Origin of the sequence: Paraburkholderia sp. ZP32-5 (assembly GCF_021390495.1) — a bacterium.
Taxonomy (GTDB): domain Bacteria; phylum Pseudomonadota; class Gammaproteobacteria; order Burkholderiales; family Burkholderiaceae; genus Paraburkholderia.
In genome coordinates, this window is the sequence record NZ_JAJEJP010000001.1 from 912,360 (window position 1) to 932,385 (window position 20,026).

The 20,026-nt window shown below is 66.4% G+C and carries 16 protein-coding genes; 6 read left to right on the plus strand and 10 right to left on the minus strand.

Going from position 1 to position 20,026, the window contains the following annotated elements:
• Positions 1–17: 17 nt before the first annotated feature.
• Both L0U82_RS03890 and cobC read left to right on the plus strand, forming a co-directional pair.
• On the plus strand, positions 18–794 hold the full coding sequence (locus L0U82_RS03890) for an adenosylcobinamide-GDP ribazoletransferase (protein ID WP_233828628.1): 777 nt from the start codon (positions 18–20) through the stop codon (positions 792–794).
• A complete protein-coding gene (gene cobC, locus L0U82_RS03895) occupies positions 779–1,369 on the plus strand; it encodes an alpha-ribazole phosphatase (protein WP_233828629.1) in 591 nt (196 codons plus the stop codon). Before L0U82_RS03890 ends, cobC begins: the two co-directional genes overlap by 16 nt.
• Before the next feature lie 12 nt (positions 1,370–1,381).
• Here cobC and L0U82_RS03900 read toward each other — a convergent pair whose 3' ends face one another.
• The 4 genes from L0U82_RS03900 to cobU all read right to left on the minus strand — a co-directional run bounded on the left by L0U82_RS03900 (position 1,382) and on the right by cobU (position 4,975).
• Positions 1,382–2,308, minus strand: coding sequence for a cobalamin-binding protein (locus L0U82_RS03900; RefSeq protein WP_442793594.1), 927 nt, complete (start codon positions 2,306–2,308; stop codon positions 1,382–1,384).
• A 66-nt stretch (positions 2,309–2,374) separates the two neighbouring features.
• The gene (gene cobD / locus L0U82_RS03905; RefSeq protein ID WP_442793628.1) at positions 2,375–3,463 is read right to left on the minus strand and encodes a threonine-phosphate decarboxylase CobD; all 1,089 of its coding nucleotides are present in this window, start codon (positions 3,461–3,463) and stop codon (positions 2,375–2,377) included.
• Positions 3,464–3,479: 16 nt separating this feature from the next.
• On the minus strand, positions 3,480–4,421 hold the full coding sequence (gene cbiB / locus L0U82_RS03910) for an adenosylcobinamide-phosphate synthase CbiB (protein ID WP_233828632.1): 942 nt from the start codon (positions 4,419–4,421) through the stop codon (positions 3,480–3,482).
• Complete coding sequence (gene cobU, locus L0U82_RS03915) at positions 4,421–4,975, minus strand: bifunctional adenosylcobinamide kinase/adenosylcobinamide-phosphate guanylyltransferase (protein WP_233828634.1); 555 nt, start codon at positions 4,973–4,975, stop codon at positions 4,421–4,423. The genes cbiB and cobU overlap by 1 nt, the downstream gene beginning before the upstream one ends.
• Positions 4,976–5,159: 184 nt before the next feature.
• On the opposite strand from cobU, the gene L0U82_RS03920 reads away from it, so the two are divergent.
• Positions 5,160–6,638 carry a cobyric acid synthase gene (locus tag L0U82_RS03920; protein ID WP_233833108.1) on the plus strand — a complete coding sequence of 493 codons (1,479 nt, stop codon included), beginning with the start codon at positions 5,160–5,162 and terminating at the stop codon, positions 6,636–6,638.
• A 54-nt stretch (positions 6,639–6,692) separates the two neighbouring features.
• Here L0U82_RS03920 and L0U82_RS03925 read toward each other — a convergent pair whose 3' ends face one another.
• Complete coding sequence (locus L0U82_RS03925; RefSeq protein ID WP_233828636.1) at positions 6,693–7,112, minus strand: PaaI family thioesterase; 420 nt, start codon at positions 7,110–7,112, stop codon at positions 6,693–6,695.
• Positions 7,113–7,353: 241 nt separating this feature from the next.
• Between L0U82_RS03925 and L0U82_RS03930 the strand changes: the two genes are divergently transcribed.
• Positions 7,354–7,995, plus strand: a complete 642-nt coding sequence (locus L0U82_RS03930; RefSeq protein WP_233828637.1) for a ParA family protein — start codon at positions 7,354–7,356, stop codon at positions 7,993–7,995.
• Between the two features lie 137 nt (positions 7,996–8,132).
• Here L0U82_RS03930 and panD read toward each other — a convergent pair whose 3' ends face one another.
• From panD to L0U82_RS03950, 4 genes are all read right to left on the minus strand, one after another.
• A complete protein-coding gene (gene panD / locus L0U82_RS03935) occupies positions 8,133–8,519 on the minus strand; it encodes an aspartate 1-decarboxylase (RefSeq protein ID WP_179401619.1) in 387 nt (128 codons plus the stop codon).
• A gap of 76 nt (positions 8,520–8,595) precedes the next feature.
• Positions 8,596–9,429, minus strand: coding sequence for a pantoate--beta-alanine ligase (panC, locus tag L0U82_RS03940; protein ID WP_233828638.1), 834 nt, complete (start codon positions 9,427–9,429; stop codon positions 8,596–8,598).
• A 262-nt stretch (positions 9,430–9,691) separates the two neighbouring features.
• Positions 9,692–10,567: a segregation and condensation protein A gene (locus L0U82_RS03945; protein ID WP_233828639.1), complete on the minus strand. Its 876-nt coding sequence runs from the start codon at positions 10,565–10,567 to the stop codon at positions 9,692–9,694.
• 32 nt (positions 10,568–10,599) lie between these two features.
• A complete protein-coding gene (locus L0U82_RS03950; protein ID WP_233828640.1) occupies positions 10,600–10,785 on the minus strand; it encodes a DUF3460 family protein in 186 nt (61 codons plus the stop codon).
• 245 nt (positions 10,786–11,030) lie between these two features.
• Between L0U82_RS03950 and L0U82_RS03955 the strand changes: the two genes are divergently transcribed.
• On the plus strand, positions 11,031–12,893 hold the full coding sequence (locus tag L0U82_RS03955) for an autotransporter assembly complex protein TamA (RefSeq protein WP_233828641.1): 1,863 nt from the start codon (positions 11,031–11,033) through the stop codon (positions 12,891–12,893).
• 68 nt (positions 12,894–12,961) lie between these two features.
• Positions 12,962–17,455 (plus strand): translocation/assembly module TamB domain-containing protein, encoded by a 4,494-nt coding sequence (locus tag L0U82_RS03960; RefSeq protein ID WP_233828642.1) that lies wholly within the window; start codon positions 12,962–12,964, stop codon positions 17,453–17,455.
• 109 nt (positions 17,456–17,564) lie between these two features.
• Here the strand turns inward: L0U82_RS03960 and metG are convergent, their stop codons facing one another.
• Positions 17,565–19,736, minus strand: a complete 2,172-nt coding sequence (metG, locus tag L0U82_RS03965) for a methionine--tRNA ligase (protein ID WP_233828643.1) — start codon at positions 19,734–19,736, stop codon at positions 17,565–17,567.
• Positions 19,737–20,026: the final 290 nt, after the last annotated feature.

Here is a 20,026-nt window from a genome sequence, read left to right on the forward strand (position 1 = left end):
CTGGATCCGGCCCGCTTATGAACCCGCTCGCGGAACTGCGCTATTTCTTCACCGCGCTCGGTTATTTCACGCGCGTGCCGGTGCCGCGCTGGGTCGGCTACGAGCCGCACTATCTGAACGCGGCGGCACGCTATTTTCCGCTGGTCGGCGTGCTGATCGGTGGCCTCAGCGCGCTCGTCTATCTCGCCGCGCTGCGGGTGTTTCCGGCCGGCGTCGCGGTGCTGCTGTCGATGGCCGCGTCTCTGCTCGTGACCGGTGCATTCCACGAGGACGGTCTGGCCGATTGCGTCGATGCGTTCGGTGGCGCCTATACGCGTGATGATGCGTTACGCATCATGCACGACTCGCGCATCGGTGCATTCGGCGCCATCGCGCTCGTGATCGCGTTGACGATGAAGTGGCAAACGCTCGCGGCATTGCCGCCGTTGCGCGCTGCAAGTCTGATGATTGCGGCGCACGGTGCGAGCCGCGCATGCGCAATCAGCTATCTGGCCACGCTTGACTACGTGCGCGCGGAAGGCAAGGCGAAGCCGGTCGCGCAGCGACTGTCCGGGCCCGCGCTGCTGTGCGCGGCGCTATTCGGTCTGCCGTGGCTGTTGTGGCCGAACGGCCCCGGCGCGCCGGCCTGGCGCTTCGCGGCGCTCGCCTGCGCGGTGCTGCTCGTGCTGCGCTTCGCGATCGGACGTTACTTCGTCAGACGCATTGGCGGTTATACCGGCGATTGCCTCGGCTTCGCGCAACAGATTTTCGAATTGAGCATCTACCTGGTGGGGCTCGCATGGATATCGTCCTGATTCGTCATCCCGCTGTCGCGCTCGATGCGGGCGTCTGTTATGGCCACGCCGATGTCGCGTTGGCCGAAAACGCCGAGGTATCGTCGAACGCATTGGCGTTGCGGCTCGCGACATTGCAGGTGCCGGCGCCGCGCGTGCTGATCTCGAGTCCGCTCACGCGCTGCGCGGCGTTCGCGGCCGAGATCGCGAACGATTTCGGCTGCGTGGTCAGCCACGACGAAAGTCTGAAGGAAATGGATTTCGGCGACTGGGAGTCGCAGCGCTGGGACGCGATCGATCGCGCGCAACTCGACGACTGGGCCGCCAACTTCGAGCATGCGCGCGCGCACGGCGGCGAGAGCGTCGCGCAGTTCGTCGCGCGCGTGCACGCGTGGTTCGATGCGTTCGCGCAGACCCGCGAGTTATCGCCGGCCTATGTGGTCACGCATTCGGGCGTGATGCGCGCGATCGCGTCGTCGGTGCTCGAGGTGCCGCTTGCGCGTTGTCTGCAATGGTCGATCGATATGACGGGGATCATATGGTTGCGGCGCAATGACGACACGCAGCAATGGACACTGGTGCGCTGGAATGCGTGAGCGCGCGCCACGCTACGGATGATGACGGCGCGAGCGCGCGAGTTCCAGATCCTCGCATAGCTGCCGCGCGCCTTGCGCGAGACGTGGCGCGGGGCGGTTGATCAGATCGCCATCGATGGCGAACAGGTTGTTGTTCGCGACCGCAGCGAGGCCCGGCCACGCGCGCCATGTGTCGAGTTGCGGCAGCGCCGTGTCGGGCCGCGTCGCGCCGGGCGCGGCGGTGACGATCGCCTCCGGATTCGCGGCCAGCACCGCTTCGGTCGACACGGTCGGCACCAGCGGTTGAAGTCCCGCGAACACGTTGCGTCCGCCACATAGCGCGATCACGTCGCTGATCATGTGCTCGCCGTTGAGCGTCATCAATGGACGGTCCCAGACCTGGTAAAACACGCTGACGGGCGCGCGGTTCGAATACTGCGCGCGCAGATTCGCGATGTCCGCGCGATACGCGGCCGCCGCCGCATCCGCGGTGGCCGGCGTGCCGAGCAACTGGCCGAGCTTCGTCAGCGATACGGCGATGTCGTCGAGACGATGCGGCTCGCTGAAAAAGAGCGGGATGTGCAGCTCGCGCAATCGATCGAGCTGACGCTGCGCATTGCCATGGCGCCACACGACGATCAGATCGGGCTTCAACGCGACGATGCGTTCGAGGTCGAGCGCCTTGTTATCGCCGACGCGCGGCAACTGCTGCGCTTGCGGCGGATAGTCGCTGTATGACACCGCGCCGACCATTTTCGCGCCGCCGCCCGCGGCATAGAGCAACTCGGTCACATGCGGCGCGAGACTGATCACGCGTTGCGCGGGGGCGGCGAGCGTGACGGTCGCGCCAGTGTCGTCGGTGACGCTGATCGCGGCGTGCGCGCTCAGCGTGGCAATGACGAGCGATGCAGTGGCAACGAAGCGCAGCAGAGGGTGCGGGTTCACGGCGAAGCGGATCATCGGGCGGGGACGTGAGGGCGGTTTGCGAAACGTTGAGCGAAGCGGTTGTGAGGAACGAATGCCGCACTAAGCACGTTGATCCGTCGGCGTGGCATCGATCGCGCGCATGGCTTCTTGCAGTTGCTGTGCGAAGCGAGTCCATTCGGCCTCGGTGCCGGGCAAGCCGATACGCACGCTTGCCGATGGCACCGCAAGCGACGGCGCAAAGAGCCGCGTCCACACGCCGCGTTGCGCGAGCGCTTCGTGCAATGCGGCGGCGCGCGCGTCGTCGGTCCATGCGAACAGCGGTGTACCACGTGTGACGAAACCGTGCGCGCGCAATAGCTCGACGAGCCGCGCACTTTCATCGACGAGCCGCGCGCGCATGTGCACTTGCCACGCGGTATCGGCGAACGCGGCGCTGACCGCGTGTCGCGCGGGACCGCTGACGGTCCATGCGCCCAACGTGTCGCGCAAGCTTGCGAGCATCGCGGGCGCGGCCAGCACGAAGCCGGCGCGCACGCCGGCGAGGCCGAAGAATTTGCCCGGCGAGCGCAGCACGATCAGTCCATCACGATGCGTGTTCGCGGCCAGCGATGCGCCCGCGAGCACATCGGCGAACGCTTCGTCGACGAGCAGCGTGCCGCCGCGCTCGCGCAGCTGCGCATGCCAGCGCAGCAGTGTGTTCGCATCGATGTGCGCGGCGTTTGGATTGTTCGGGTTCACGATCGCCACGTGTGTCAGCGTGGCGGGCAGCGTGTCGGCGTGCACGTCGAGTGTTGCAACCTCGTGGCCGGCGCGCGCGAACGCGGGTGCGTATTCGCCGTACGTGAGCGGCGCGATGCCGACCGTCGCGCGCGGCAGCAGCGCGGGCAGCGCGCGAATCGCTGCCTGGCTGCCGGCGACCGGCAGCACGTGCGCGGCGTCGGGTGCGCCGTAGTAGAGCGCCGCGCGCGCGGCGAAGCCATCGCCTTCGTCCGGCAGACGGCGCCATGCATCGGCGGGAACCGGCGGCACCGGATAGCCGTGCGGATTGATGCCCGTCGACAGATCGAGCCACCGCGGGTACGGGATGCCGTAGCGCGTCGCCGCATCGTGCAGGTTGCCGCCGTGTGTGATCGGGCTGGCTGCTGCATCCGGCCGCGCATGCAGAGGATCGGTCAGACGCTCGTTCATCTGCTCATTCATCGGCTCAGCCATGAAACGGCACGCTCAACAACGCCAGCACGATCAACACGGCCAGCCACAGAATCACCGTCTTCTCGACCAGCACCAACGCGGCACCCACATGGCGGGTCTCGGCGGGATGGCCGAAGCCGAGCGTCGGCCGTTGTTCGAGCGCGCCGTGATACACGGCCGGGCCACCGACGAGCACGTTCAGGCTGCCCGCGCCGGCCGCTATCACCGGTCCCGCGTTCGGGCTGTCCCAGCGCGGCGCCTGTTCGCGCCAGCAGCGCCAGGCGGTCAGCGTGTCGCCGAGCAGCGCGTAGCTGGTGGCGGTCAGGCGCGCGGGAATCCAGTTCAGCACGTCATCGAGGCGGGCCGCGGCCCAGCCGAAGCGCAGATAGCGCGGCGTGCGATAACCCCACATCGCATCGAGCGTATTGGCGAGACGGAACGCGAGCGCGCCGGGGCCGCCCGCGATCGCGAACCAGAACAGCGCGCCGAAGATTGCATCGTTGCCGTTTTCGAGCGCCGATTCGACGGCGGCGCGCGCGAGCGCGGCTTCATCAGCTTGCGCGGTGTCGCGCGACACGATGCGCGCGGTCAACTCACGGGCAGCGGGGAGATCGCGCTGTTCGAGTGCGTGCGCGATCGGCGCGATGTGATCGCGCAGACTGCGCGCGCCGAGTGCGAACCACAGCAGCGCGACGTGCAGCGCGCAGGCCGCGAAAAACGGCAGCACCGCGACGAGCGCCCATGCGATCAGCACCGGCGGCAGCACCGCGAGCGCCCACGCGGCGAGCCCTTTGAGCCGCAGACGCCGGCCATGATTGAAGCGCGCTTCGATGCGCGCGGCCCAGTTGCCGAAGCCGACCAGCGGATGCGCGCGGCCCGGCTCGCCGAACCAGCGGTCGACGGCCACGCCCGCGGTGGCGAGCGTCGCGATCAGCGGCATCGTCAGCGTCGACATTACGCGTGGCCCGCGCCTTTCAGCGCGAGCGGCAGGCCCGCGACCATCAGCGTGGCCGCGCTGCTCAATGCGGCGACGCGTTGATTGATACGGCCGAGTTCGTCGACGTAAAGACGCGTGGCTTCGCCGAGCGGCACGACGCCCAGGCCGATTTCGTTGCTGACGACGATGATCTTGCCGCGCGCTTCGGTGAGCGCCGCTTCGAGCTCGGCGGACTGCGCGTGATACTGCGACAGCGGTGGCGCGACGCCGTCGGCGGGACACAGCAGGTTCGCGAGCCACAGCGTCAGGCAGTCGATCAGCAGGCACTGGCCGGGCGCGTCGTGTTGCGCGATCGCGCCGGCGAGATCGCTATCCGCTTCGACGAGGCTCCAATGCGCGGGCCGCCGCGCGCGATGATGGGCGATGCGCGCGGCGAATTCGGCGTCGCCGCTGACGCGCGCGGTCGCGATATAGGTGACGGGCAGCGCGCTATCGCTGGCAAGCCGCTCGGCGTGCGCGCTCTTGCCGGAGCGGGCGCCGCCGATAACGAAGGTGAGGTCGCGGGGAGTCATCGCGTGATTGTACCGGCGCGCAATGCGGCCCGGCGCGGTGGGATAATGCTGCGCGATCGCGTGGGGCACTCCGGCATCCACGTCGTTGCGCCGCCGCTTTCGCCTCCGCCTTCAACCCGACCCTGCACCCGTGACCCGAACCCCGACTCCCTTCGACGCCTTGCCCGTGCCGCGCGGCACGCTGATGATTCAGGGCACCACGTCCGATGCGGGCAAGAGCACGCTGGTCGCCGGCCTGTGCCGCCTCGCGCGGCGTGCGGGCGCGCGGGTCGCGCCGTTCAAGCCGCAGAACATGGCGCTGAACAGCGCGGTGACGGTCGACGGCGGCGAGATCGGCCGCGCCCAGGCGTTGCAGGCGGTGGCCGCGGGCATCGCCGCGCACACCGATCTGAACCCGGTGCTGCTGAAGCCGACCAGCGATCGCGGCGCGCAGGTGATCATCCACGGCAAGGCACGGATGAATCTCGATGCACGCGCGTATCACGACTACAAGCCCGTCGCGTTCGAGGCGGTGCTGGAGTCGTATGCGCGGCTGCGCGCGGCGTACGACACCATTTTTGTCGAAGGCGCGGGCAGTCCGGCCGAGATCAATCTGCGCGAGCGCGATATCGCCAACATGGGTTTCGCGGAAGCGGTCGATTGCCCGGTCGTGCTGGTCGCCGACATCGATCGCGGCGGCGTATTCGCGCATCTGACAGGCACGCTCGCGTGCCTGTCGGACAGCGAGCAGGCGCGGGTGCGCGGCTTCATCATCAACCGGTTTCGCGGCGACATCAGCCTGCTGCAACCGGGGCTCGACTGGCTCGAAGCAAAGACCGGCAAGCCGGTGCTCGGCGTCGTGCCGTATCTGCACGGCCTGACGCTCGACGCCGAAGACATGCTGCCGCCCGAGTTGCGCGCGGCCGGCAGCGGCACCGCGGGGCGCCTGTTGCGGGTCGTTGTACCGGTGCTGCCGCATATCAGCAATCACACCGATTTCGATGCGCTGCGCGCGCACCCGCAGGTCGATTTTCAGTACGTGCGCAGCGGCATGCCGCCGCCACCGGCCGATCTGATCATTCTGCCGGGCTCGAAGAACGTGCCCGGCGACCTCGCGTTTTTGCGCGCGCAGGGTTGGGACGACGTGCTCGCGCGGCATCTGCGCTATGGCGGTCGCGTGATCGGCATTTGCGGTGGCATGCAGATGCTGGGCCACGAGATCGCCGATCCGCACGGTGTGGAGGGCGTGCCGGGCACGTTCGCGGGCTTCGGCTGGCTCGATTATTCGACGGTGCTCACGCGCGAGAAGACGCTCAAGAATGTGACAGGGCGGTTTGCGTTGCCCGGCGCGCCGGACGTCGCCGGCTACGAGATCCATATGGGCGAGACGCGTGGGCCGGCGCTCGAACGGCCCGCATTGTGGCTGGGCGGAGAGCAGGGCAACCAAGGCGCGGATGGCGCGCGGCCCGATGGCGCGCTGTCGGCCGACGGGCAGATTCTCGCCACCTATGTGCACGGGCTGTTCGACACCCCGGCCGCGTGCGCGGCGCTGCTCGCGTGGGCCGGCTTGAGCGACGCCGAACAGGTCGACTATCCGGCTTTGCGGGAGGCGTCGCTGGAGCGACTGGCCGATACGCTCGCCGCGCACGTCGATCTTCAGCGGTTGTTTGGGGCGGTAGGGTGAGAGCCGACGCGCGTTCGAAAAAAGATCGCTTTTTGAGTGGTCACTCTTGCGCGTTCAATACAGCACCATCTGCGTACACCGGAACAGCGCAATCGTCCGGCCGTCCGGATCGGTGACCGTCGCGTCCCAAACCTGGGTGCTGCGGCCAAGATGCACGCCCTTCGCGACCGCGCGGATCGTGCCCTGCGTCGCCGTGCCGAGGAAATTGCTCTTCAGTTCGATGGTGGTGAAATTGCGCGCGGTTTCCGGCAGATGCGCGAGACACGCGTAGCCGCAGGCGGTGTCGGCGAGGCCGATCACGGTGGCCGCGTGCAGGAAGCCGTTCGGCGCGAGCAACTGGTCGCGCACGGTCAGTTCCGCGACCAGCAGACCTTCGTCGACGGATACCGCGCGCAGCCCCAGCAGGTCCGGCAGCGTGCCTTTCTGGCGCTCGTGCAGGCGTTCGATCGTGTATTCCGGGCGCAGTTTGCTCATGAGATTCAGGTCCTTGGTCAAAAAACAGGGCAATGAGACGGCCGATTCGCGGTTCGGGGCTTCGGCAGCGATGCATTTCTCGATATTATCAACGGCTGGATAGGCGGGTGAATCTGAAAGCCGAACCTGAAACGGCCGGGATCCGAACCCGCCGGCGCGGGTCCGGGTCGTTCAGCAGCACGCGCGAGCAATAACGCGGCAAACCGGCTGGCGGCGCCCAGCCTTCTTTCCGGGAGATTTCATGTCGGTGATCGTGGTGGCGAATCCGAAGGGCGGCGTGGGCAAGAGCACGCTATCGACCAATCTGGCCGGCTATTTTGCCGCTGCGGGCGAATGGGTTGCGCTGGCCGACCTCGACAAGCAGCACTCCGCGCATGCGTGGCTCGAATTGCGGCCCGCCACGCTGCCGGCCATCGAGACCTGGGAAGTCAATCCCGACACGCCGACCAGGCCGCCGAAGGGGCTCGAGCACGCGGTCATCGATACGCCCGCGGGTCTGCACGGCAATCGCCTGAACATCGCGCTCGATCTCGCCGACAAGGTGATCGTGCCGCTGCAGCCGTCGATGTTCGATATTCTCGCGACCCAGGAATTTCTCGAACGGCTCGCGAAGGAGAAGGCGGTCAGAAAGGGCGCGATCGAGATCGGCGTGGTGGGCATGCGCGTCGATTCGCGCACGCGTTCGGCCGAGCAATTGCACCGCTTCGTCGAGGGCCTGAAAATGCCGGTGCTCGGTTTTCTGCGTGATACGCAGAACTACGTGCAGCTCGCGGCACACGGTCTGACGCTGTGGGATGTCGCGAAAAGTCGCGTGGAGAAGGATCTGGAGCAGTGGCAGCCGATCGTCGAGTGGACCAACGGGACCGGCAAGAAGAAGGATTGAGGTTGGCTTGTGGGGCTGCGTTAGCCGTTCCGGAGCCCGCGCAAGCGCGAAACCCTGCCACAAAAAGCAAAAGCGGCCACGCAATGCTGCAGCGGCCGCCAACACTCAAGAACCAGAACGGGAAATCTCAGCCGCGCTCAGCTCCAGCTTTGCGTCGGCACGTGATCGCGGCTGCCCTTGATCTTGTTGTTTTCGTCGACGAATACGAGGTCCGGCTTCCAGCCCGCCTTCAGCTCCGCTTCGTCGACCACCGCGAACGCCGCGATGATCACCAGGTCGCCCAACTGCGCGCGCCGCGCGGCTGAGCCGTTCAGCGAAATCATGCCGCTGCCGCGCTCACCCTTGATCGCGTAGGTCGAAAAGCGCTCGCCATTGTTGATGTTCCAGATGTCGATGCGCTCGTTTTCGACGATGTTGGCCGCTTCCAGCAGATCTTCATCGATCGCGCACGAGCCCTCGTAGTGCAGTTCGCAGTGCGTGACCGCGACGCGGTGAATCTTCGACTTCAGCATGTTGCGTTGCATGACCAATCCTTCAATTCGCTGTGTGACTTGGCTATATGAGTTGGCTTGTTGAGTCCCGTCGCCGGCGGCTACGGCGTCAGATTTCGAGGTTGTCGATGAGCCGGGTCGCGCCGAGCTTCACGGCGGCCAGCACGACCAGAGGCGCATCGACGTCCTGCGCGCCGGGCGCGATCAGGTTCGAGCGCTTGCGGATCGCGATGTAGTCGGGCTTCCAGCCGCGCGCGGCGAGCGATGCGGTGGCCGCCTGTTCGAGCTTCGCGAAGTCGCGCTCGCCCGCGAGCACCGCGTCGCGGATGCGATTGAGTTCGATGGCCAGCATCGGCGCCTCGGCGCGCTCGGCCGCCGACAGATAGCGGTTGCGCGAGCTCAACGCGAGGCCGTCGGTGTCGCGCACGGTTTCGGCGGCGACGATGTCGGTCGGCAGCGCGAACTGATTGCACATCTGGCGCACGATCATCAACTGCTGGTAATCCTTCTTGCCGAACACCGCGACGCGCGGCTGCACGCACGACATCAGCTTCATCACCACGGTACATACGCCGTGGAAGAAGCCCGGCCGGAATTCGCCTTCGAGGATGTCGCCGAGATCGTGCGGCGGATGCACGCGATATTCCTGCGGCTCCGGATACATGTCCTTTTCGGTCGGCGCGAACAGCACGTAGACGTTTTCCTTCTGCAGCTTCTCGATGTCGGCTTCGAGCGTGCGCGGATATTTGTCGAAGTCTTCGTTCGGGCCGAATTGCAGCCGGTTGACGAAAATGCTCGCCACGACCGGATCGCCGTGCTGGCGCGCGAGACGCATCAGCGACAGGTGGCCCTCGTGCAGATTGCCCATGGTCGGCACAAAGGCTGTGCGATTCTGGCCGCGCAACTGGTCGCGCAATTCATGGATCGAGCTGATGACTTTCATGATCGGACAGGGATTGGCTCGCGCGGCGCGCGATCCGGTTGGCGCAAAAACCTGACGGAATCGCGCGGACCGCCTCACCGGCGATGACGGGTTCGGAGCGCGGATTGTAGTGGATTTGTGGGCTGGGCGCACCGGAAACGCGGCTGGCGGCCAAGGCTCGCCGTGACGCCGAGGCCCGTCTGGCCTTGCATTGGCGAGCGCGCGGCGGTTTTCCCTGGGGCGCCGCGCGATGCCGGCAGGTGCGGGGTGAATCGGCCCGGCGCTAGGCCGGCAGATACGCGAGACGCACGTAAATCGGCGCGAACGGTTCCGCCTGGGTGATCTCGACGAGCGTTTCGCGGCACAGTTCGAGCACCGCGATGAAATTGACCACGACCACCGGCACGCCGCGGCTCGTGTCGAACAGATCGGAGAACTCGATAAAGCGCGCGTTCTGCAGCTGCCGCAGGATCAGGCTCATATGCTCGCGCACCGACAGCTCTTCGCGCGAAATCTTGTGATGCTGAACCAGCTTCGCGCGCTTGATCACGTCGGCCCACGCGGCGCGCAGATCGTCGCTGCTGACGTCCGGAAAGCGCGGCGTGATGCTCTGCTCGATATAGACCTCGGCGCGCAGGAAGTCGCGCCCGAGTTGCGGCAGTTGGTCGATGCGCTGCGCGGCGAGCTTCATCTGCTCGTATTCGAGCAGGCGGCGTACCAGTTCCGCGCGCGGATCCTCGGCTTCCTCGCCGGTGTCGGCCTTCTTGACCGGCAGCAGCATGCGCGACTTGATCTCGATCAGCATCGCGGCCATCAGCAGATATTCGGACGCGAGTTCGAGATTGGTCTTGCGCAACTGCTCGACGTAGCCGAGGTATTGCTCGGTGACATCCGCCATCGGGATGTCGAGTACGTTGAAGTTCTGCTTGCGGATCAGGTACAGCAACAGATCCAGCGGTCCCTCGAAGGTCTCGAGGAACACTTCGAGCGCGTCCGGCGGGATATAGAGGTCGTTCGGCAGCTTGAACAGCGGCTCGCCGTACAGGCGCGCGAACGCGACGCCGTCGATGGTGTCGGGCGTCGAATCGGTGGCGGGCGTGGAGAGCGCGGCGTCGGCCGGAGCGGCCGGCGCGCCGTGTGCCTCGTCAGCGTGACTCATCGATGAAGTTCAGCTTTGATGCGACGGGGCACTCAGAAATTCTGGTAGTACGAGTAAGGCGTCTGTTCGACACGCGAGGCTTTCTGCTCGGCGCGTTCTTCCAGATCGATCGGCTGTTTGTCCCACAGCAGCGCGCGGCCCTTGCGTTGCTCGGTCTCCAGATAAGGCTTTTGCTGCTTGAGCTGATTCAGGAACTGGGTGATGTCCGATTGATACATGGCTCGAGGTCCGTGGTGGGTAGGGGGCGGCTCTCAGGCTGGCCGCTATGTCACGCCGCGAGGGCGGTGCCGTTGCGCGGAATTTTACCGCATGCGCCGCGCGCGGTCGAAAAACGCTGTGAGCCCCCCTGCTTTTGAGACTTCGCGGCCGGCTGCGATGTGGTCAAATAGCATGCCGCGCCCGTCCGATTGGCGGCGGCAGCGCGCTTCACCAACTGTGCACCAATTGTGGGCGGAGGTCGTGTTTGGCGGGAGGTACGTTTGACAAGCCGCGTTCGCGGCCCGGCGCGGCCGGCCAGCAACGCGGGCGGGCACACCCATGCGCCGCTCACGCGCGGCGCGGGTTGCGCACGCGGCTCACGCTCTACCTTTCGTTGCTGACGATGTTGACCCTACTGGCGCTCACGGGCGAAGCCCACGCGGCGCGCAAATCGGCCAGCTACAAGGTCGACGTGATCGCCGAGCCGCGTTCGCTGCGCCGGCTGCTCGAAGACCACCTCGACATCGCGCGTTTCGCGAAGCGGCCCGACATCAGCGACGACCAGTTCTCGTTCCTGATCACCGCCACGCCGCAGCAGGTCCGCGATCTTGCCGCGACCCAGGGTTATTTCACACCGATCGTCAGTACCGACGTGCGCACCGTCGACAACCTGCGGCAGGTTACCGTCAGGGTCGAGCCGGGCCCGCAGACCATCGTCACGTCGGTCGATCTGTCGTTTCGCGGCGCGGTGCTGACCGAAGACCCGGCGCAGGAAAACGCGACCCGCTTCGCGTTCTCGCTGCATCAGGGCCAGCCGTTCTCGCAGGGCGACTGGGACGACGCGAAGAACGCGTCGCTGCGCCAGCTGCAATCGCGCCGCTATCTGGCCGCGAAGATCTACCATTCCGAGGCGCTGATCGATCCGCGCGCGCATACCGCGAAGCTGTCGGTGACCTATGACAGCGGGCCGACCTTCACGATGGGCAACATCGACGTGTCGGGTACGCGGCGCTATCCGGAATATATCGTCCACAACGTCAATCCGATTTCGCCGGGCGACATCTACGACACGCGCACCGTCGCCGAACTGCAGCGCCAGTTGCAGAACACGCCGTATTTCGCGAGTGTCGCGATCGACCTCGACAACGACCCGACCAAGCCGCTCGACACGCCGGTTCACGTGAAGGTGTCGGAGTTTCCGTACCACAGCTTCCGCGGCGGCGTCGGCTACTCGACCGACAACGGTCCGCTCGTGCAGGGCGCGTACTCGTATCTGAATACCTTCGGCAAGGCGTGGCCGTTCACCGTCGAAGGGCGCGCGGACCAGACCCAGCAGTACGGGCAGATCCAGCTGTCGATGCCGCCGGGGCCACGCGCGTGGACCAATAGCGTGCTCGCGTCCTACACGACCACCGACGTGTCGGATACGCGCATCTACAGCATTCGCGGTGGCGTGCAGCGCTCGCGCACGTCGCAGTTTCTCGACTACAGCTACTCGCTGCTGTTTTACGACGACCGGCTCGACCAGAACGCGGCGCCGCCCACCACCGCGCATGCGCTGGTGCCGGCGTGGTCGTGGACCCGGCGCGATACCGACGATCCGCTGTTTCCGCGGCGCGGCAACCTGATCCACGTCGAAGCCGGTTTCGCGGTGAAGGGACTGCTCGCCGATCAGTCGTTCATTCGCGGCTACGCGCGCGGCCAGCAGTATCTGCCGATCGGCGCGAACGACATCGTGCTGATCCGCGCCGAACTCGGCGGCGTGTTCACAAGCGGCGGTTCGAGCGGGATTCCGGCGTCGCTGCTGTTCCGCGCGGGCGGCTCGAATTCGGTGCGCGGCTACGCGTTTCAGAGCATCGGTAACAACGTCGCCGGTTCGGTGCTGCCAACCAAATACCTCGTGACGACCTCTGCCGAATACCAGCACTGGTTCTCGCATAGCTGGGGGGCGGCCGCGTTCTTCGATGTGGGCACAGCCACCGATACCTGGGGCGAAAAAGTCTTTTATCCGGGTGCTGGCGTCGGCGCGCGCTGGCGCAGCCCGGTCGGGCCGGTCAACGTCGACATTGCATATGGGATTCGCGATAAGCGCGTGCGGCCGTATCTGACGCTCGGCATCGCTTTCTGACGTTTAATGACAGCCCGCCACCTCAGTCGCAACCTCATTTACCAACTTATTCACCACCTTATTCACGCATGACCACGGACGTCACCGACCCTCCCGCGCAGCCGCCCGGCGATGTACCGCCCGGCCAGCCGGGGCAACAGCCGCCCGAGCCGCCGCCGCCGAAGCGACGCTGGGGCTGGCTGCTGCTGAAAACGGTCGCGGGCACGGTGGCCGTGCTGGTGCTGCTGGTCGCGCTCGCGGCCGGCCTGCTTTACGGCGCGCTGACGACCGAGCGCGGTACCGCTTATGCGTGGCATGCGGCGGTGCGACTGCTGGGCGGGCGGCTCGCCGGTACGCTCGATGGCGGCACGCTGGCGCATGGCGTGCAATTGCGCGACGTGCGCTGGCGCAGCCTCGACGGCAGCGGCACCGAGATCCAAGTCGATCGCGTCGCGGGCCGCTGGGCGCTCGCGCGTGAGCCGTGGCGCTTCACGATCGAGTATCTGCATGTCGGCACGATCGACGCGCGGCTCGGGTCCTCGACGTCGAGCAGCAGCGAGCCGTTCAGTCTGCCGAAGGATCTGCGTCTGCCGATGCAGCTCGAAATCCGCGATGTGCGGGTCGATCAGCTGCTGCTGCACCAGGGCGCATCGACGACGGAGCTGTCGCACTTCGCCTTTCACGGACGCAGCGACGGGCGCCATCACGAGGCCGCGATCGACCGGCTCGATACGCCGTTCGGCGGACTGACGGCGTCGCTGAAGCTCGACGGCGTCGAGCCGTTTCCGCTGAGCGGCCAGGTCGGCTATGCGGGCAAGGTCAAGGAAGAAGCGGTGCAGGTGGCCGGGCATCTGAGCGGCACGCTGGAGCAGCTCGTCGCCGAACTCGATGCGAGTGGCATGAAGCTCGCCGGCCATGCGCGGATCGAGGCGGCGCCGTTCGCCGCCGTGCCGCTGCAACGCGCGACGCTGACATTCGACCATGTGAACCCGCAGGCTTTCTCGGCCGGCGCGCCGCTGGCGGATCTGGCGGTACGTGCGGAGTTGCAGCCGGTGGAGTTGGCGGGGGCGAGCGGGGCTGGTGCAGCGGGTGGGGGTGCTGCCGCGAGCGGCGCGAGCGCGGCGAATGCGGTGAGTGGCGCAAATGTCGCGAGCGGGGCAGAGAAGGGCGCATCGGCGGCTGGCGCGCAGACGCCGGCAAGCGCGCTCGAAGCGGCAAGCGCGCTCGAAGCAGCAAGCACGCACGACGCAGCGAGTTCGGCCAGCGCCGCTCAAGCCTCCGCGCCCAGCGCGAGCCACGGCCATCATCATCAAACAGCAAAACCCGCCGCCGGGTTCGCCGTCGCCGGCCACCTGTCGATCGTCAACGCGAAGCCCGGTGCGATCGACCAGAACCTGCTGCCGCTGATCGATGCCAACACGGACGTGCGGCTCGACGCGCAATCGCAAAGCATCTCGAACCTGAACGTGCGGATCGTGCGCAACGCGACGATTACCGGCGGCGGCACGCTGCGCGGCCGCCACGGCCAGTTCGATCTGCGCGTCGCGCGGCTCGATCTGAACGCGTTGCAGGCGACGGTGCGGCCGACTCAGCTGTCTGGCCCGATCGGCATTCGCCTGAACGATGACATCCAGAGCGTCACGCTCGATCTCGCCGATCCCGCCGCCGCGCTGCGCGCTCAGGGCAAGATCACGTTCGATCCGGCGCGTATCAGTTTCAACGACGTGCGCGTCACGTCGGGCCGCGGCCGCATCGATCTGTCCGGTGCACTCAAGCATGACGCGAACGCGACTTACAACCTGAAAGCGCAACTGACCGATTTCGATCCGCTGTCGCTGACGTCGCAGATGCCGGCGCGCACGCCGGTCACGGCGTCGGCGTCGGCATCGGCCGGCAGCAGCGGCGCGCAGCGCGAGCGGCACGCGCAGGCCGCCGCGCTGGCCGGCAGTACCGCCGGCGCGAAAAGCGCGGCGCCCGGCGATCAGGCCGCCGCCGTCGCGAAAAACACCGCGAAAGCGGTGGTGCAGACCGAGGTGCTCGAACGCAGGACGCCCGCGCCCGCGCATCGCTCGGCACCCGCGGCGACACATGCACCGGCACCATCGCGCAGGATCGAAGCCCGCGTCAATGCGACCTTGAGCGCGACCGGCGTGCTCGCTCCGACATTCACGACCCGTGCCGAATTCAAGCTTGGCCCGAGCGTGTACAACGATTTGCCGCTGACCGGCGGCGGCATGATCCAGCTGGCCGGCTCGCGGATTTTGCCGAGCCGCGCGAATCTGTCGGTGGCCGGCAACCAGGTCGATCTGCAAGGCAGTTTCGGCGCGCCCGGCGACAGGCTGCGTTTCCGTGTCGACGCGCCGCAGCTCGAGCGGCTCGGCTTCGGTCTCGCGGGTCTGATCGCAGCCGACGGCGACGTCACCGGCTCGTTCGCGCATCCGAATGTCACGCTGAACTACAAGGCCGACAGCGTCGTGTTCGGCAGCAACCGGGTCGGCCATGCGGAAGGTCACGCCGAGGCGCGCGACGGCGCGAACGGCGCGCTCGCGTTCACGACCGATGCGCGCAATCTGAGCGCGGGCGGCGTCGAGCTGAACACGCTGACCGCGCGCCTGTCCGGCACACGCGCGAACCACACGCTCGAAGCCGCGGCCACCGGCAAGCTGCAGGATCACGCACTCGATCTGACGCTCGCCGCCAACGGCAAGCTGACCGACACGCGCGACGGCAGCCGCTGGGACGGCACGGTGACGCGTCTGCAGAACCGCGGCACGCCCGCGCTCAATCTCGAATCGCCGCTCGCGGTAAGCGCTGGGCCAGGCCGGCTCACGCTCGGCGCGACGCGTCTGACGATCGAAGGTGCGGTGCTGAGCCTCAAATCGTTCGCGTTCGATCACGGCCGGATCCAGTCGGCCGGCAATCTCACCGACGTGTCGGTTGCGCGCTTGCAGGAGCTGCGACGCGAGATCACCGGCGAGCCGCCGCACGTCCGAACCGACCTCGTGTTCGACGGCGACTGGGACTTCTCGCTCGGCACCACGGCGAGCGGGCATATCGAGCTGCGGCGGCGCACGGGCGACGTGACGGTCGAGATTGGCCGCGGGCTCGCATCGATGGGCATTGCCGATATCCGCGCGCGCGCCGAATTCGCCGGCGGCAACCGGCTGAACCTGACGATGCACGCGCAGGCGAGCCGGGTCGGCGTGATCGATGCCGACGCACATACGACGCTCGTGATGCGCGATGGCCTGTTGACTGTCGATCCGCAAAGCGCGCTGGCGGGCAATGTGGACGCGAACGTGCCGTCGCTGCGTACCACCGGCGGCCTGCTGGGTCCGAGCTATCTGCTCGACGGACGCCTCGCGTTGAAGCTCGCGCTGCACGGCACGGTCGCGAAGCCGAGCGTGACGGGCGCGCTGACCGGCGACGGGATCTCGGCGACGGTGGTCAGCCAGGGCGTGCAGTTGAAGGACGGCGTGGTACGCATCGCGCTGTCGGAGAACACCGTCGACTTCCAGCAGGTGGAATTCCACGGCGCGACCGGCACGCTGCGCGCGACCGGCCGTATTCGCCTCGATGGCTCCCAGCCGGATCTGACCGCGAGCATCGTCGCGGACAAGCTCGATGTGTTCGCGTCGCCGGACCGTCATCTGTCGCTGTCGGGCAGCGCGAGCATCGCGAACGGCGGCACCGACAGCGGGCTCGCGATCAACGGCAAGTTCGTCGTCGACAGCGCGCTGTTCGATATGCCCGAGCAGGCCGCGCCGAGTCTCGGCGACGACGTCGTGATCATCCGCCCGGACGGCACCCGTTCCGGCGGTCAGGCGCGCCCGGTCGAAGGGGAGGCGCGGCCGGCCAGTCCGTTCGCGCCGCGCGCCAACATCGACATCGATCTCGGCAAGGATTTCCGCTTCCGCGGCTTGGGCGCGGATCTCGAACTCGCCGGCACGATCACCGCGATGAGCGCGCCGAATACGCCGCTGCGCGCGGTCGGCAACGTGCGCATACTGCAGGGGTCGACCTATACCGCGTTCGGCCGCAAGCTGGCGATCGAAAACGGCTTCTTCACGTTCAACGGTCCGGTGACCAATCCAGGTATCAACATTCTCGCGATGCGTCGCAACCAGCAGGTCGAGGCGGGCGTGCAGGTCACCGGTACGTTGCAGGTGCCGGTCGCGCGGCTGGTGTCGGAGCCGAGCGTGCCGGACAACGAAAAGCTGTCGTGGCTGCTGTTTGGCCATGGCACTGACCAGGGTAACAACCTCGGTCAGCAGAGCACGATGACGACCGCGCTTGCGCTGCTCGGCAGCGCGACCGGCAAGCGGATCGCACAGACCGTCGGGCTCGACGAGTTCTCGATCGGCCGCAGCGATGTCGGCCTGACCGATCCGCAGGTCGTGATGGTGTCGAAGGCGATCAACGAGTGGCTCGTGATCGGCTACGAGCAGGGGCTGCAGTCGGCGAGCAACGCGGTCAAGGCGACGATCAATTTGTCGCGGTACTGGTCGCTGGTGGTCTATGGCGGGACGTTCTATGGCACCGATGTGCTGTATACGCGGCGTTTCGATCGGATCAACTGGTGATGGCCGGTGCCATTGCCATCATGCGGCGGTAAAAAAACGGCACGCTTGAAGCGTGCCGTTTTTTATCTGCGCGGCGCCGCGCCACGAAGCGCTGCGCCGTCCTTGCGCGTTACTTCACGCGCATGCCCGGCTTCGCGCCGCTATGCGGTTCGAGCACGTAAAGACCCGGTTCTGCCTTCTCGTCCGCGGCCGACGCGGCGAGCACCATCCCCTCGGACATGCCGAACTTCATCTTGCGCGGCGCGAGATTCGCGACCATCACCGTCAGCTTGCCGATCAGCTGCTCCGGCTGATACGCGGACTTGATGCCCGAAAACACGTTGCGGGTCTTTTCCTCGCCGACGTCGAGCGTCAGTTGCAGCAGCTTGTCGGAGCCTTCCACCGCCTTGCAGTCGACGATTTTCGCGATGCGCAGATCGACCTTCGCGAAGTCGTCGATCGAGATGATGCCGCTTTCGTCGCTTTCGTCGCTTTCGTCGCTTTCGTCGTTTTCGGCAGCCGCGGCTTTTGCGCCGTTTTTCGCGCTGTTCTTCGATTGACCTTTCGCATCGGCCGGCGCGGTTTCCGGCGTGGCCTGCAGCGATTCGCGGTTGGCCGCGAGCAGCGCCTCGATCTGCTTCGGATCGACGCGTGTCATCAGGTGCTTGTACGCGTTGATCGGGCGCGTCGAGCTGAGCGGCACGTTCGCGTCCGCCCATGTGAGCGGCTCGATGCCGAGGAACGCTTCGACCGCTTCGGCGAGCTTCGGCAGCACCGGCTTCAGCGCGATCGACAGCAGGCGGAATGCCTCGATGCTGACGCTGCAGGTTTCGTGCAGCGCGACCGCGTTGGCCGGATCTTTCGCCTGGTCCCACGGCTTCGCGGTGTCGACGTATGCGTTGACCGAATCCGCGAGTTCCATCGTCTGACGCAGCGCGCGGTTGTACTCGCGCGCTTCGTAGTTCGAGGCGATCTGCGGAATCGCGGCGCGCAGCGTGGCGAGCAGCGGATGATGCATCGCGCTGTCCTGCACGCGGCCGTCGAAGCGCTTGATCAGGAAGCCAGCCGCGCGGCTCGCGATGTTCACGTACTTGCCGACCAGATCGCTATTCACGCGCGCCTGGAAGTCGTCGAGGTTCAGGTCGAGGTCTTCCATCGTGCTGTTGAGCTTGGCGGCGAAGTAGTAGCGCAGCCATTCCGGATTCAGGCCGGTGTCGATCACGCTTTGCGCGGTGATGAAGGTGCCGCGCGACTTCGACATCTTCGCGCCGTCGACGGTCAGAAAGCCGTGCGCGAACACGTTGGTCGGCGTGCGGTGGCCCGAGAACTCGAGCATCGCCGGCCAGAACAGCGTGTGGAAATACAGAATATCTTTGCCGATGAAGTGGTACTGCTCGGCTTTCGAGCCCTTGCGCACCCACGCGTCGAAGTCGAGGCCGCGCTTTTCGGCGAGGTTCTTGAAGCTCGCGTAATAGCCGACCGGTGCGTCGAGCCACACGTAGAAATATTTGCCGGGCGCGCCGGGGATTTCGAAGCCGAAGTACGGCGCGTCGCGCGAGATGTCCCAGTCGGCGAGTTTGGCTTCGCCGGCGTCGCCGAGCCATTCGCGCATCTTGTTGGTGGCTTCCGGCTGGGCGAGGCCGCCGACCCATGCGCGCAGGAAGTTTTCGCAGCGCGGATCGGATAGCCGGAAGAAGTAGTGCGTCGAGGTCTTGCGCACCGGCGTTGCGCCCGACACGACCGAGTACGGATTGATCAGTTCGGTGGGCTGATAGGTCGAGCCGCAGACTTCGCAACTGTCGCCGTACTGGTCTTTCGAGTGGCATTTCGGGCATTCGCCCTTGATGAAGCGGTCCGGCAGGAACATTTCCTTGACGGGGTCGTACGCCTGCTCGATGTCGCGCGCGTCGATCAGGCCCGCTTCCTTCAGTGCCAGGTAGACGTTTTCGCTGAGAACGCGGTTCTCTTCGGAATCGGTCGAATAGTAATTGTCGAACGATATGCCGAAGCTATCGAAATCGCGCTTGTGTTCTGTCCACACGCGATCGATCAGCTGTTTCGGCGTCAGACCTTCTTTTTCCGCGCGCAGCATGACCGGCGTGCCGTGCGTGTCGTCAGCGCCCACGTAGTAGACCTCGTGGCCGTGCATTCGCAGCGTCCGGACCCAGATGTCCGTCTGGATATATTCGACCAGATGGCCGATATGAATTTGCCCATTCGCATACGGAAGGGCCGACGTGACGAGAATCTGGCGACGGCCGGAGGGCGCGCCTGCGGTGAGATCGGTGGCGGGTGCTGACATAAGAATCGTGGGAGCCTGCGGTGGGACGAAACGATGATTCTAGCAGGGCGTGCGCTTCGAGCGGGACGGCCGGTCGGGCTGCACAGGCCGGCTGCGCGCTTGCTGAGCGGCCGGATTGCGGCGATGAGGACAGGCGGGTGGGGAGGGCTGCGCGAAACCTCGTTCGGATAAACCGAGCGGGCAAAAAAAACCGGGGTTAAAAACCCCGGAGCAACAACGACAAGAGGAGAATGGTGACGCGGCGGCTTCGCCAGCCACGTACCGTAAAGAGAGACCGCGGATTTCACGCA